The sequence below is a fragment of the Rhizobium sp. RHZ02 genome, assembly GCF_014851575.1.
In the GTDB taxonomy this organism is placed as follows: domain Bacteria; phylum Pseudomonadota; class Alphaproteobacteria; order Rhizobiales; family Rhizobiaceae; genus Rhizobium; species Rhizobium altiplani.
In genome coordinates this window covers 35,450-48,460 of record NZ_JACUZX010000025.1, presented here as the reverse complement: position 1 = coordinate 48,460, position 13,011 = coordinate 35,450, and the positions used below count along the sequence as shown (strand labels likewise).

Annotated in this window: 12 protein-coding genes and 1 pseudogene; 10 read left to right on the top strand and 3 right to left on the bottom strand. The window is 61.5% G+C overall.

Annotation, left to right across the window (positions count from 1 at the left end; all coding sequences use genetic code 11):
* Nucleotides 1-46 precede the first annotated feature (46 nt).
* From IB244_RS25285 to IB244_RS25275, 3 genes and pseudogenes are all read left to right on the top strand, one after another.
* The gene (locus tag IB244_RS25285; protein WP_192306088.1) at nt 47-1,408 is read left to right on the top strand and encodes an NAD(P)-dependent oxidoreductase; all 1,362 of its coding nucleotides are present in this window, start codon (nt 47-49) and stop codon (nt 1,406-1,408) included.
* A 15-nt stretch (nt 1,409-1,423) separates the two neighbouring features.
* The gene (preA, locus tag IB244_RS25280) at nt 1,424-2,737 is read left to right on the top strand and encodes an NAD-dependent dihydropyrimidine dehydrogenase subunit PreA (RefSeq protein WP_018116930.1); all 1,314 of its coding nucleotides are present in this window, start codon (nt 1,424-1,426) and stop codon (nt 2,735-2,737) included.
* Between the two features lie 133 nt (nt 2,738-2,870).
* Nucleotides 2,871-3,162 (top strand): annotated as a pseudogene (locus IB244_RS25275) (GIY-YIG nuclease family protein).
* Between the two features lie 88 nt (nt 3,163-3,250).
* On the opposite strand, the gene ftrA reads toward IB244_RS25275, so the two are convergent.
* Entirely contained in the window at nt 3,251-4,240 is a 990-nt protein-coding gene (ftrA, locus tag IB244_RS25270) for a transcriptional regulator FtrA (protein WP_112648349.1), read from the bottom strand.
* A gap of 68 nt (nt 4,241-4,308) precedes the next feature.
* On the opposite strand from ftrA, the gene IB244_RS25265 reads away from it, so the two are divergent.
* Both IB244_RS25265 and IB244_RS25260 read left to right on the top strand, forming a co-directional pair.
* On the top strand, nt 4,309-4,722 hold the full coding sequence (locus tag IB244_RS25265; RefSeq protein WP_018858248.1) for a rhodanese-like domain-containing protein: 414 nt from the start codon (nt 4,309-4,311) through the stop codon (nt 4,720-4,722).
* A gap of 88 nt (nt 4,723-4,810) precedes the next feature.
* A complete protein-coding gene (locus IB244_RS25260; protein WP_192306086.1) occupies nt 4,811-5,878 on the top strand; it encodes a glycosyltransferase family 4 protein in 1,068 nt (355 codons plus the stop codon).
* Nucleotides 5,879-5,888: 10 nt separating this feature from the next.
* Here the strand turns inward: IB244_RS25260 and IB244_RS25255 are convergent, their stop codons facing one another.
* Nucleotides 5,889-6,545: a TetR family transcriptional regulator C-terminal domain-containing protein gene (locus tag IB244_RS25255; RefSeq protein WP_018116926.1), complete on the bottom strand. Its 657-nt coding sequence runs from the start codon at nt 6,543-6,545 to the stop codon at nt 5,889-5,891.
* A 302-nt stretch (nt 6,546-6,847) separates the two neighbouring features.
* Here IB244_RS25255 and IB244_RS25250 point away from each other — a divergent pair, with 302 nt between their 5' ends.
* Both IB244_RS25250 and hydA read left to right on the top strand, forming a co-directional pair.
* Nucleotides 6,848-8,101 (top strand): Zn-dependent hydrolase, encoded by a 1,254-nt coding sequence (locus IB244_RS25250; RefSeq protein ID WP_018858246.1) that lies wholly within the window; start codon nt 6,848-6,850, stop codon nt 8,099-8,101.
* A gap of 78 nt (nt 8,102-8,179) precedes the next feature.
* Complete coding sequence (hydA, locus tag IB244_RS25245) at nt 8,180-9,634, top strand: dihydropyrimidinase (RefSeq protein WP_113470925.1); 1,455 nt, start codon at nt 8,180-8,182, stop codon at nt 9,632-9,634.
* Between the two features lie 9 nt (nt 9,635-9,643).
* Here hydA and IB244_RS25240 read toward each other — a convergent pair whose 3' ends face one another.
* Nucleotides 9,644-10,057: a cupin domain-containing protein gene (locus IB244_RS25240; protein WP_018858244.1), complete on the bottom strand. Its 414-nt coding sequence runs from the start codon at nt 10,055-10,057 to the stop codon at nt 9,644-9,646.
* Between the two features lie 95 nt (nt 10,058-10,152).
* Between IB244_RS25240 and IB244_RS25235 the strand changes: the two genes are divergently transcribed.
* The 3 genes from IB244_RS25235 to IB244_RS25225 are packed head-to-tail and all read left to right on the top strand — an operon-like array spanning nt 10,153 to nt 12,986.
* Nucleotides 10,153-10,941 (top strand): ABC transporter ATP-binding protein, encoded by a 789-nt coding sequence (locus IB244_RS25235; RefSeq protein WP_018116922.1) that lies wholly within the window; start codon nt 10,153-10,155, stop codon nt 10,939-10,941.
* A 36-nt stretch (nt 10,942-10,977) separates the two neighbouring features.
* Entirely contained in the window at nt 10,978-11,862 is an 885-nt protein-coding gene (locus IB244_RS25230) for an ABC transporter permease (RefSeq protein ID WP_192306084.1), read from the top strand.
* The gene (locus IB244_RS25225) at nt 11,859-12,986 is read left to right on the top strand and encodes an ABC transporter permease (protein ID WP_192306082.1); all 1,128 of its coding nucleotides are present in this window, start codon (nt 11,859-11,861) and stop codon (nt 12,984-12,986) included. The genes IB244_RS25230 and IB244_RS25225 overlap by 4 nt, the downstream gene beginning before the upstream one ends.
* Nucleotides 12,987-13,011: the final 25 nt, after the last annotated feature.

Sequence of the window (13,011 nt, the reverse complement as noted above, 5' to 3'; positions counted from 1 at the left end):
TTACGCTTCCTCTTACTGGCCGTTTACCAATAATGAGGGAACTTCAATGGAACGACTGGGAACTGGGATTCGTGCTGGCCGGCTTTCGCCCGCCGAATACGATTCGAACTTCTCCGATCTTCATCCGCGCCTCGACAAACACGAGGCGCTGGTCGCAGCCGACCGCTGTTATTTCTGCTACGACGCGCCGTGCATGACGGCCTGTCCCACCTCCATCGACATCCCGCTCTTCATCCGGCAGATCGCCACCGGAAATCCGATCGGATCGGCGAAGACGATCTTTGACCAGAATATTCTGGGCGGCATGTGCGCCCGCGTCTGTCCCACCGAAGATCTGTGCGAGCAAGCCTGCGTGCGCAACACGGCAGAGGAACGCCCTGTCGAAATCGGTCGCCTGCAGCGATATGCGACCGATACGGCCATGGAGGCGGACAAGCAGTTCTACAGCCGCGCCGCCTCGACCGGAAGGAAGATCGCCGTCGTGGGCGCCGGCCCGGCTGGCCTCGCCGCGGCCCATCGCCTCGCGGTCAAGGGCCATGATGTCGTCATCTATGACGCAAAGCCGAAGTCTGGCGGCCTCAACGAATACGGCATCGCCACCTACAAGGCCGTTGACGACTTCGCGCAAAAGGAAGTGGACTACGTCCTGGCCATCGGCGGCATTGAAGTTCGCCACAACCAGCAGCTCGGCCGTAATTTCTCCCTCGCCGATCTGCAGTCGCAATATGATGCGGTCTTCCTCAGCATCGGTCTTTCAGGCGTCAACGCGCTGCGGGTCGAAGGCGAAAACCTGCCGGGCGTCGATGATGCCGTGGACTTCATCGCCGGCCTTCGGCAGGCTGCTGACAAGGGCGACATTGCGGTCGGTCGCCGCGTCGTCGTTCTCGGCGGCGGTATGACGGCGATCGACGCGGCCGTGCAAGCCAAGCTGCTCGGCGCCGAGGAAGTGACGATCTGCTATCGCCGCGGCAAGGAGCATATGAACGCCTCGGAATTCGAGCAGGATCTCGCGACCTCCAGGGGCGTCATCATTCGTCACTGGCTGGCGCCGAAATCCATTCTCGCGCAGGACGGCAAAGTCGCCGCGATCGAGGTGGAATACACCAAGCTGGTCGACGGTCGCTTGTCGACGACGGGCGAGACTGGCGTCATCGCCGCTGATCAGATCTTCAAGGCGATCGGTCAGACTCTCGACACCTCCAGCCTCGGCGCGCTGCGCTTGGAATCCGGCCGCATCGCCGTCGATACTGATGGCAAGACCTCGCTCGACGGCGTCTGGGCCGGCGGCGACTGCGTCTTCGGCGGTGACGACCTAACCGTCTCGGCGGTCGCGCAGGGCCGCGATGCCGCTGAATCCATCAACCGCATGCTTGCTGCCGGTGCGCAGCCGGCCGTTGCCGTCGCGTGAAGGGGAGAATGAACAATGGCTGATCTCCGCAATAATTTCGTCGGCATCAAGTCGCCCAACCCGTTCTGGCTGGCCTCGGCACCGCCAACCGACAAGGCCTACAACGTCGAACGTGCCTTCAAGGCCGGATGGGGCGGCGTCGTCTGGAAGACGCTTGGTGAGGAAGGCCCCCCGGTCGTGAACGTCAACGGCCCGCGCTACGGCGCGATCTGGGGCGCCGACCGCCGCCTGCTCGGCTTGAACAACATCGAGCTCATCACAGACCGCGACCTCTACACCAACCTGCGCGAAATGAAGCAGGTGAAGATGAACTGGCCCGACCGGGCCTTGATCGCTTCGATCATGGTTCCCTGCGAGGAGAATGCCTGGAAGGCAATCCTGCCGCTGGTCGAGGAGACCGGTGCCGACGGCATCGAACTCAACTTCGGCTGTCCGCACGGCATGTCGGAACGCGGTATGGGCTCCGCGGTCGGACAGGTGCCTGAGTATATCGAAATGGTCGTGCGCTGGTGCAAGCAGTACACGCGCATGCCCGTCATCACGAAGCTGACACCAAATATCACCGATATCCGCAAGCCAGCCCGTGCTGCCAAGGCCGGCGGCACCGATGCCGTGTCGCTGATCAACACGATCAATTCGATCACCTCGGTCAATCTCGACACCTTCTCGCCGGAACCGTCGATCGACGGGCGCGGCAGCCACGGCGGCTATTGCGGCCCGGCGGTGAAGCCGATCGCCCTCAACATGGTCGCCGAGATCGCCCGCGATCCGGAGACCTACGGCCTGCCGATATCAGGTATCGGCGGCATCACCACCTGGCGCGATGCGGCTGAGTTCCTGGCGCTCGGCGCCGGCAACGTGCAAGTCTGCACGGCGGCGATGACCTACGGCTTCAAGATCGTCCAGGAGATGATCACGGGGCTTTCCGACTGGATGGACGCCAAGGGTCACCGCAACCTCGACGACATCACCGGCCGCGCAGTGCCGAATGTTTCCGACTGGCAGTATCTCAACCTGAACTACATCGCCAAGGCGAAGATCGATCAGGATGCCTGCATCAAGTGCGGTCGCTGTCACATCGCCTGTGAGGACACCTCGCACCAGGCGATCACCCAGTTCGTCAACGGCGTCAGGCATTTCGAGGTGATGGAAGAGGAATGCGTCGGCTGCAATCTTTGCGTCAACGTCTGCCCTGTCGAGAACTGCATCACCATGGAGCAGCTCCCCGTCGGCGACCTCGACAAGCGCACCGGAAAGATCGTCGATCCGAATTATGCAAACTGGACGACGCACCCGAACAACCCGATGGCTCGCCAGGCAGCGGAGTAAGATCAAGGGTGCCGCAAAACTCCGTGCGGCACCCCCTCCCTCATTCCTGTGCTCGTCACAGGAATCCAGCCACGGCGCGTCGGCGCCGTGAATGACTCTTGCTCAATGCGGGCATTTTCGCCATTCTTCAACCATGAAGGGTTGCGTCGATATTCTCGCATCCCCGCGAAACGGCACGCTTTATACCGGCGTGACCCGCGATCTCTCAGCCCAGCTTTTCGGGCATCAGAGCGAGCTACCAGGAGGTTTCACGTCTCGATACGGCGTGAAGATGCTGGTGTGGTTCGAGGAGCATGATCTGCTGACGACGGCGATCACGCGGGAGAAGACCATTAAAAATGGCCGCGGGGCAGTGGAAACTCAACCTGATCGAAGCGACGAACCCCGAACGGGAGGATATTTCATCTTTTCTGCACAGCCTATGAGTCTTCTGCCGTGCCGACGCAAGGCTGCTGGATTCCTGTGACAAGCACAGGAATGAGGGTGGCGGGTGAGGCACCCGACCTACCTCTTTTACCCCGCAAAAGTCTTCCGGTATGCCCTGGGGCTCGTGCCCAACCGTTTGCGAAAATGGTGCCGCATCGTCGCCAACGTTCCAAAGCCGCTGGCGACCGCGATATCGTCGAGAGACCCGCTGATCTCCTTTTCCAGCAATTCGCGTGCATGGCGAAGCCTCTCCTTGAGCAGCCATTCGCCGACGCTGAGCCCGGTCGTGCTTTCGAACCGGCGCTGAAAGGTCCGGTGGCTCATCCCAGCTTTCGCGGCAAGCAGGCTGATCGGCTGCTCCTCGTCCAGCCGCTGCCGCATCCAGTCCATGAGCGGGCTTAGCCGGATGCCTTCACGCTCCAGCGGCACCGGCGCCTGGATGAACTGCGCCTGCCCGCCCTCGCGATGCGGCGGCAAAACCAGGCGACGCGCAACACTGTTGGCGGCCTCGGCGCCGAAGTCACCACGGACCACATGCAGGCAGAGATCAATACCGGCAGCACTCCCGGCTGCCGTCAGGATGGGGCCCTCATCCATGTAAAGCACATCAGCATCGAAGTTGATGTCGGGATAGCGTTTCGAGATCGAGGCGACATATCGCCAATGCGTGGTGGCGCGGCGATGGCGAAGAAGCCCTGTTGCGGCAAGCACCGCGACACCCGAGCAGAGAGACATGATCCGCGCACCGCGCTGGTGGGCCGCGCACAGCGCATCGATCAGGGCACCCGGAACCTCCGCATCGATCGAGCGCCAGCCGGGCACGACGATCAGATCCGCCTTCTCCAGCACGTCCAGTCCGTGATCGACGGAGACGGTCAAGCCGCCAGCAGCGCGAAGCGGCCCAGGCTCGACCCCGCAGACCGAATAGCGATACCAGCCCTCGCCCATTTCCGGACGCGGCAGGCCGAAAACCTCGTAAGCGATGCCGAATTCGAAGGTGCAGAGCCCGTCATAGGCGAGCACAACAACATGGGGTCCTCTCAACGCATTTGGCATGATCTTTACGCTAACCGTCATTATGGCCAATTTCGCAAAGCCATAACATCGGCGATGGTTGGCGGCAACTCGAACCGAAAGGAAACGTCATGCCGAGCTTCGTCGCCGAAGTCCCTGCCGCCTCTCCCGAAGCCACTGCCGCCTACTATGCCCGCAAGCTCGCCTTCGAGACCGATTGCTGGGACGTCCACGCATCGCTCACCGCCGGCCACGGCGACTTCGTGCTGTTGGATGTCCGCTCTCCGACCCATTACGCCGCCGCCCACATTCCGGGCGCGATCAACCTCCCGCACGGCAAAATGACGGCCCATCACATGTCGAAATGGCCGGCAGATACGCTCTTCGTCGTTTATTGCTCCGGCCCGCATTGCAACGGGACCGACAAGGCAGCCCTGCGCCTTGCCCGGCTAGGGCTACAAGTGAAGGTCATGATCGGCGGAATGACCGGCTGGGCAGACGAAGGGTTTTCCTTCGAGAGCAGCCCGGCGACAGCCGCGGCCTGACGAAACGTTCGCTGCATGGCCTGCACGGGAGATTGAATTTTCTAACGCCGGTGCGATAGTCGGGAGGCGCAAAGAGGTAGCCTCCCGCATGACACGTCATATCGTTGCGATCGGTCAGTTGCCTCCGCCGCTCAACGGCTTCTCGTTCGCGACCAAGAGCATGATCGCGCTTCTTTCGGAAGCAATGAGCGTCACCGTGTGCAACATCGCTCCAGCGGCCGGCAGTCCCTCGCTGCTGAGGCATCCGATCAAATTCAGCCGTGTCCTCCGTGCCTGCCTCCCGCTGTTTCGCGACCGCAAACATCACGACAGGATCTGCTATCTCGCCTGCGAAGGAGGGCTGGGTTTAGTCTACACCTTGCTGCTTGTTCTAGTCGCGAGACTGGTCGCCTACTCCATCTACCTGCACCATCACAGTTTCAGCTACATCGACAGGCCAAGTTTACTAATGCAGGCCATCCTGACGCTCGGCGGCCGACAACTGCAACACATCTTCCTATGCGACATCATGCTCGAGCGATTCACCGAGACTTACGGCCGACGCGTCCGTAGCAGCCTGATCTCCAATGCGGCCTACGTGACCCCGCAAGACGAAGGGGACGAGCCGAAGGACCGCGCGCATCTCGTGATCGGCATGCTTAGCAATCTCACCACCGAGAAAGGTCTCGAAACGTTTCTTCATCTCGCAAGGCAAGCGCGAAGCGAGAACGTGCCGATTAGGGCGATCCTTGCGGGGCCGGCTGGCGCTAGCGAGCGCGTGGCCATCGATGCCGCCGTCGCGGAACTTGGCGATACCCTGGATTATCGGGGCGCCCTCTATGACGACGCGAAGGCTGCCTTCTATAGCGAACTTGACGTCTTCGTTTTTCCCACAGCCTATGACAACGAGGCCCAGCCGCTGGTGATCTTCGAAGCAAAGGCCGCCGGAAACGCGGTCATCTCCAGCGACCGCGGCTGCATCAGGAAACAGCTCGACGAAAACGATCTGCTGATCCACTCGGGCGGCGAGTTTGTACCGACCGCATTGGCGTGGTTGGCGGCGATGTCGCCAGAGCCCGCCCTGGAAGCAAGACGGAAGGCGATCCGGCAAGCCTATAGAACCCGCCATGCCAAGGCACGCGCCGCTATCGGCAGGCTCTTGGATTTCGACGAATGATTGCGCGACGTCAGGAGGCGCCTGGCACCGGCTTAACCTTCAGTCCGTCGATGAACAGCTGTTCGAGAAAGCGCGCGGCATCCTCGAAGCGGCCGGCACCTGCATGCTCCTGCCCGAGCACCGCCCGCACCTGAACATCGAAGTCGGCATAGTGCTGCGTTGTCGACCAGATCGAGAAGATCAGGTGGTATGGATCACACCTGGCGATCTTCCCGGCTTTCGCCCAGGCTCGGATGACCTCGGCCTTCTCGTCGACGAGTTCCTTCAGCGGACCCTTCAGTTCGTCTTCGACATGCGGTGCACCCTGCAGCATCTCGTTGGCGAAAAGCCGGCTCTCGCGCGGGAAATCGCGGGCCATTTCGAGTTTGCGTCTGATGTAGCTGCGGATCTCGCTTTCCGGATTGCCATCGGCGTCAAAGGCTCTCAACGGCTCCAGCCAGGTAAAGAGCACGCGGTCGATCAGCGCCCGGTGGATCGCTTCCTTGGTGCGAAAGTAATAAAGCAAGTTCGGCTTCGACATGCCGGCAACTTCGGCAATCTGATCAATAGTGGAGCCACGAAAGCCGTTGACCGAAAACACATCGAGCGCGGCTTCAAGAATTTGCTCTTCCTTCTCTTCTTGAATGCGCGTGCGGCGCTGGGTCTTGGCTGCTCTCGGGATTGCCATGTCGATCTTGTTTTCCCTTCAAATTCAACCGTTTCACTCAAGATTGAACCGGCGCGGCACCGTGCTACAAAAATGAGCAGATGCCGGTAATTTTGTCTGTATTTTTCCTGATTTTCGTCTTGAGCCCAGCGCCGGAAGTTGTAATGTTTACCAATCGGTCAAATTATCGATCAGATGCTAAACAAAGGCAACTGGCGATTTTCCGGCGCTAACAAAACAAACAAGGGCGCTCGGATACTGACCACGGGAACAGGCGGCCATGTGCATTGCATGACCGCAGAAAACAGGTGAGGACTTTAGACATGGTGGCAGCACCAGGCGAGAACATGCGCGTCAACGGGGACCGTCTTTGGGACAGCCTCATGGAGATGGCAAAGATCGGCCCGGGAATTGCTGGCGGTAACAATCGCCAGACCTTAACGGATTCCGATGCCGAAGGGCGCAGCCTCTTCCGGACATGGTGCGAAGACGCAGGCATGACGCTGGGCGTCGACAAGATGGGCACGATGTTCGCGACCCGGCCGGGCACCGATCCGGACGCGCTGCCTGTTTATGTCGGCTCGCACCTCGACACGCAGCCGACCGGCGGTAAGTATGACGGCGTACTCGGCGTGCTTGGCGCACTCGAGGCCGTCCGCACCATGAACGACCTCGGCATCAAGACCAAGCACCCTGTTGTCGTCACCAACTGGACCAACGAGGAAGGCGCCCGCTTTGCGCCCGCCATGCTCGCCTCCGGCGTTTTCGCCGGCGCCCATACGCTGGAATATGCCTATGACCGCAAGGATCCCGAAGGCAAGACGTTCGGCGAGGAACTGAAGCGCATCGGCTGGGTTGGCGACGAAGAGGTCGGCGCGCGCAAGATGCACGCCTATTTCGAGTATCACATCGAGCAGGGTCCGATCCTTGAGGTCGAGAACAAGCAGATCGGCGTGGTCACGCACTGTCAGGGCCTGTGGTGGCTGGAGTTCACGCTGACCGGCAGGGAGGCCCATACCGGTTCGACCCCGATGAACATGCGCGTCAACGCCGGCCTTGCGATGTCGCGCATCATGGAAATGGTGCAGACCGTGGCGATGGAAAACCAGCCGGGCGCCGTCGGCGGCGTCGGCCAGGTGTTTTTCACGCCGAACTCCCGCAACGTCCTGCCGGGCAAGGTCGTCTTCACCGTCGACATCCGCTCGCCGGATCAGGCGAAACTCGACGGCATGCGTAGCAGGATCGAGGCGGATGCACCCAAGATTTGCGAGGCGCTGGGCGTCGGCTGCGCGATCGAGGCGATCGGCCACTTCGCGCCCGTCACCTTCGATCCCACGCTTGTTTCCCGCGTGCGCGGTGCTGCCGAACGGCTCGGCTATAGCCACATGAACCTCATCTCGGGTGCGGGCCACGACGCCTGCTGGGCCGCGAAGGTGGCCCCTACAACGATGGTCATGTGCCCCTGCGTCGGGGGCCTCTCGCACAACGAGGCGGAGGACATCTCCAAGGAATGGGCGACGGCCGGCGCTGACGTCCTCTTCCACGCCGTCGTCGAGACCGCTGAAATCGTTGCATAATCAAGGGCGGGGTCATTCCCGCCTTTTCTTTTACCAGCGGACGAAGAGCCGCGAGCAATCAATGCAAGGGAACTGATCATGAGCAAAGTCATCAAGGGCGGAACCATCGTCACCGCCGACCTGACCTACAAGGCGGACGTGAAGATCGAGGGCAGCAAGATCGTCGAGATCGGCCCGAACCTCTCCGGCACCGAAACGCTCGATGCGACGGGCTGCTACGTGATGCCGGGTGGCATCGACCCGCACGTTCACCTCGAAATGCCGTTCATGGGCACCTATTCCTCCGACGACTTCGAAAGCGGCACGCGCGCCGGTCTCGCCGGCGGCACGACCATGGTCGTCGATTTCTGCCTGCCGGGGCCGGAGCAATCGCTGCTCGAAGCGCTGCAGATGTGGGACAACAAGACGAGCCGCGCCAACGCCGACTACTCGTTCCACATGGCGATCACCGGCTGGAACGAGCGCGTCTTCAACGAGATGGAGATAGTGGTCAAGGACAAGGGCATCAACACCTTTAAGCACTTCATGGCCTACAAGGGCGCGCTGATGGTGAACGACGACGAAATGTTCGCCTCCTTCCAGCGCTGTGCCGAACTCGGCGCGCTGCCGCTGGTGCATGCCGAAAACGGCGACGTCGTTGCCTCGATGACCGCAAAGCTTCTTGCCGAAGGCAACAACGGTCCGGAGGCGCACGCCTACTCCCGTCCGCCCGAGGTCGAAGGCGAGGCAACCAATCGCGCCATCATGCTGGCCGACATGGCGGGTGTGCCGCTCTACGTCGTGCATACCTCCTGCGAACAGGCGCATGAAGCGATCCGTCGCGCCCGCCAGAAGGGCATGCGCGTCTACGGTGAACCACTGATCCAGCATCTGACGCTCGATGAAAGCGAATATTTCAACAAGGACTGGGACCATGCTGCCCGACGTGTCATGTCCCCGCCCTTCCGCAACAAACAGCATCAGGACAGCCTCTGGGCCGGCCTGCAATCCGGATCGCTCTCGGTCGTGGCGACGGACCATTGCGCCTTCACCACCGATCAGAAGCGCTTCGGCGTTGGTGATTTCTCCAAGATCCCGAATGGCACTGGCGGCCTCGAAGACCGACTGCCGATGTTGTGGACCCACGGCGTCAACACCGGCCGCCTGACGATGAACGAGTTCGTTGCGGTCACCTCGACCAACATTGCCAAGATCCTCAACGTCTATCCGAAGAAGGGCGCGATCCTCGTCGGCGCCGATGCCGATATCGTCGTCTGGGATCCCAAGCGCTCGAAGACGATCTCGGCCAAGACCCAGCAATCATCGATCGACTACAACGTCTTCGAGGGCAAGCAGGTCACCGGCCTGCCGCGCTACACGCTGACGCGCGGCGAAGTCGCGATCGAGGAAAGCACCGTCAAGACGAAGGAAGGACACGGCCAGTTCGTGAAGCGCGAGCCGTTCCAGGCGGTTAACAAGGCGCTGTCGACATGGAAGGAGCTCGTGGCGCCGCGCAAGGTCGAACGGTCAGGCATCCCGGCGACGGGGGTCTGATCCTTGGCATCACTCCTTCACCAGCCGATCAAGCTCCGGAAGCAAAACGACGCTTTCCTGCTCGTTCGGGTCCGTGCGGGCGATGATCGCGGTGCAAGGGGTGCTGCTGAGGTTGGCAGGCAGATGCGGCACTCCGGCGGGGATGTAGAACAACTCGCCGGCGTGGACGACGACATGATGCTCCAGCTCGTCGCCGTACCAGGTGTGAGCCTCGCCGGAGAGCATGTAGATCGCCGTTTCATGCGACTCGTGCAGATGCGCCTTGGCGCGAACGCCGGGCGGAATCGTCAGCAAATGCATGCAGATACCCTTGGCGCCGACCGTCTCGGCCGCGATGCCTTCGAAGTAACTGAGCCCCTGCTTGCCATCATAGGCATGACTGGGGTGCACAATGTGACAGGTGGGCTTTGATGTCGCGTCCATCGTCATCCTCCATGGACCTTGCCGGAACAATGAAAACAGCTACTCATACTATCACGCAAACCGCGGAAGCGCGGGGAAAACAGGATACACAAGCGTTGACGCAAGCTACCTCAGTCGTATCCGCCAAGGACCTCTGTCTGACCTACGATGCCAGCGACGCTCCTGTGCATGCGCTGACCAACGTCAATCTCGACGTGCGCAAGGGCGACTTCGTCTCGTTCATTGGCCCTTCCGGCTGCGGAAAGACGACATTTCTGCGCGTTATTGCCGATCTGGAAAAGAAAACATCGGGCGAAATCACCGTCAACGGCATGACGCCTGAGGAGGCCCGCAAGGCCCGCGCCTACGGCTATGTCTTCCAGGCGCCGGCGCTCTATCCCTGGCGGACCATCGAGAAGAATATCGCCCTGCCGCTCGAGATCATGGGCTATGCGTCGGCCGATCAGAAGAAGCGCATCGCCGATGCGCTCGATCTCGTCAATCTTACCGGCTTCGAGAAGAAGTTCCCCTGGCAGCTTTCCGGCGGCATGCAGCAGCGTGCCTCCATCGCCCGCGCGCTCGCCTTCGATGCCGACTTGCTCCTGATGGACGAACCCTTCGGCGCGCTTGACGAAATCGTCCGCGACCACCTGAACGAGGAGCTTCTGAAGCTCTGGGCGCGCACCAACAAGACGATCTGCTTCGTCACCCACTCGATCCCCGAGGCGGTCTACCTCTCCACCAAGATTGTCGTGATGTCGCCTCGCCCCGGCCGCGTGACTGATGTCATCGACTCGCCGCTTCCCAGGGAGCGACCGCTGGACATCCGCGAGGCGCCCGAGTTCCTCGAAATCGCCCACCGCGTGCGCGAGGGCCTGAGAGCGGGGCACAGCTATGAGCACTAAGGCACTTAGCGTTGGAACCGTTGCGCGGGGGCGCTCATGAAGCCCGACACTCTCGAAGACAGGATCGTCCCCGTCGTCACGATCCTCGTGGTCCTGATCGCGATCTGGTACGTTGCGGCGGTCCTGATGAACGCCTCCTTCCAGCGGGACATGGATCAGCGCGCCAACCAGACGCCTGACACCATCGAATTCATCGAGAAAACGCTCTCGCAACCGAAGCCGTTGCTGCCCGCTCCCCATCAGGTAGTGCAAAACGTCTTCGAAAACACGTTTCTGCGGAAGCTCTCGAGCAACCGCAGCCTCGTCTACCACAGCTGGGTCACGCTTTCCTCGACGCTGCTTGGCTTCGGCTTCGGCACGCTGCTCGGGATCCTGATCGCTGTCGGGATCGTTCATATCAAGGCGCTCGACCGCAGCCTCATGCCGTGGGTCATTGCTTCGCAGACCGTACCGATCCTGGCAATCGCACCGATGGTGATCGTCGTCCTCGGCGCCATCAACATCACCGGGCTGATCCCGAAGGCGCTGATCTCGACCTACCTCTCCTTCTTCCCGGTCACTGTTGGCATGGTGAAGGGCCTGCGGTCGCCCGAGGTCATGTTCCTCGACCTGATGCGAACCTATAACGCGACACCCGCCCAGACATTCTGGAAGCTGCGTGTTCCGGCATCCGTGCCGTTCCTCTTCACCTCGATGAAGGTCGCGATCGCCGCAAGCCTTGTCGGCGCCATTGTCGGCGAGCTTCCGACCGGCGCCGTCGCCGGCATCGGCTCGAAACTGCTCGCCGGCTCCTATTACAGCCAGACGATCGACATCTGGGCAGCGCTTGTCGCGGGCTCGGTGTTGGCCGCAAGCTTGGTCGCCATCGTCGGCCTTGTCGCAAAGTTCGTCGAACGTTCGATGGGCGGGAGGTCGGCATGAAGCAGATGGCCTTTTCCTGGCAGGGTATTCTTGCCCTGGTGCTGACCGCGATTGCGATGATCACCTTGCCGATCATGGCCGAGGGCGCACCGGACCCGGTGTCGTCGATAACCGCGGGCCTTACGATCGCGTTGATCGTCGCGGTCGCCCTCGTTTCCTTCTCGCCATTGCCGAAGCTGTATGTCGCCGCCGTTCTGCTGATCGGCACGCACTGGGCGGCATGGGTCCTGCTCGCTGGTGTGACCGGCAACGAAGGCCTGGCGACGAAATCCTTCTTCCTACTGATGGCCGCCTGCTGGCTGCTTGCCTGGCGATGCGTCACCGAGCTTTCGGCCATGACGCCGGCCTCGAATGTGGGCCGCTCGTGCCTGCGGCTGCTGATCCCGGCAATCTTCGGTGCCTGGATCCTGATACTCTGGGAGGCGCTGACGCGCGGCGCCGGCATTCCCTTCGTCCTGCTGCCGCCACCTAGCGCCATTGGAGCCAGGATCGCCGGCTCGCTGCCGATCCTGGCCGACGACGTACGTCAGACGATCTTCAAGGCAGTATTCGCCGGTTACATCATCGGCTGTAGCGCAGGCTTTGCCGTCGCGATCCTCGCCGATCGCGTCGGTTTCCTGCGCCGGGGCCTTCTGCCGATCGGCAATATGGTGTCGGCGCTCCCGATTATCGGCGTCGCGCCGATCATGGTGATGTGGTTCGGCTTCGACTGGCAGTCGAAGGCAGCCGTCGTCATCATCATGACGTTCTTCCCGATGTTGGTGAACACCGTCGCCGGCCTCACCGCATCCGGCGCGATGGAGCGCGACCTGATGCAGACGTATGCCTCCAACTATTGGCAGACGCTGCTGAAGCTCCGGCTTCCGGCGGCGATGCCCTTCATTTTCAATGCATTGAAGATCAACTCGACGCTGGCGCTGATCGGTGCCATCGTTGCGGAGTTCTTTGGTACGCCGATCGTCGGCATGGGCTTCCGTATCTCCACCGAGATCGGGCGCATGAATGTCGACATGGTCTGGGCCGAAATCGCCATTGCGGCGCTGGTAGGCTCGGTCTTCTATGGCGTCGTCGCCCTCGCCGAAAGGGCGGTGACTTTCTGGCATCCGTCTATCCGTGGTGGCTAGGCGTCGCTTTATTCCCGCGAATGGG

What these genes read in the sequence shown, in the direction of transcription:
- hydA (WP_113470925.1), top strand. Translation starts at nt 8,180, where the DNA reads ATGAGCAAAGTCATCAAGGGCGGAACCATCGTCACCGCCGACCTGACC.
- IB244_RS25240 (WP_018858244.1), bottom strand. Translation starts at nt 10,057, where the DNA reads ATGGACGCGACATCAAAGCCCACCTGTCACATTGTGCACCCCAGTCAT.
- preA (WP_018116930.1), top strand. Translation starts at nt 1,424, where the DNA reads ATGGCTGATCTCCGCAATAATTTCGTCGGCATCAAGTCGCCCAACCCG.
- IB244_RS25265 (WP_018858248.1), top strand. Translation starts at nt 4,309, where the DNA reads ATGCCGAGCTTCGTCGCCGAAGTCCCTGCCGCCTCTCCCGAAGCCACT.
- IB244_RS25255 (WP_018116926.1), bottom strand. Translation starts at nt 6,545, where the DNA reads ATGGCAATCCCGAGAGCAGCCAAGACCCAGCGCCGCACGCGCATTCAA.
- IB244_RS25285 (WP_192306088.1), top strand. Translation starts at nt 47, where the DNA reads ATGGAACGACTGGGAACTGGGATTCGTGCTGGCCGGCTTTCGCCCGCC.
- IB244_RS25225 (WP_192306082.1), top strand. Translation starts at nt 11,859, where the DNA reads ATGAAGCAGATGGCCTTTTCCTGGCAGGGTATTCTTGCCCTGGTGCTG.
- IB244_RS25260 (WP_192306086.1), top strand. Translation starts at nt 4,811, where the DNA reads ATGACACGTCATATCGTTGCGATCGGTCAGTTGCCTCCGCCGCTCAAC.
- ftrA (WP_112648349.1), bottom strand. Translation starts at nt 4,240, where the DNA reads ATGACGGTTAGCGTAAAGATCATGCCAAATGCGTTGAGAGGACCCCAT.
- IB244_RS25250 (WP_018858246.1), top strand. Translation starts at nt 6,848, where the DNA reads ATGGTGGCAGCACCAGGCGAGAACATGCGCGTCAACGGGGACCGTCTT.
- IB244_RS25230 (WP_192306084.1), top strand. Translation starts at nt 10,978, where the DNA reads ATGAAGCCCGACACTCTCGAAGACAGGATCGTCCCCGTCGTCACGATC.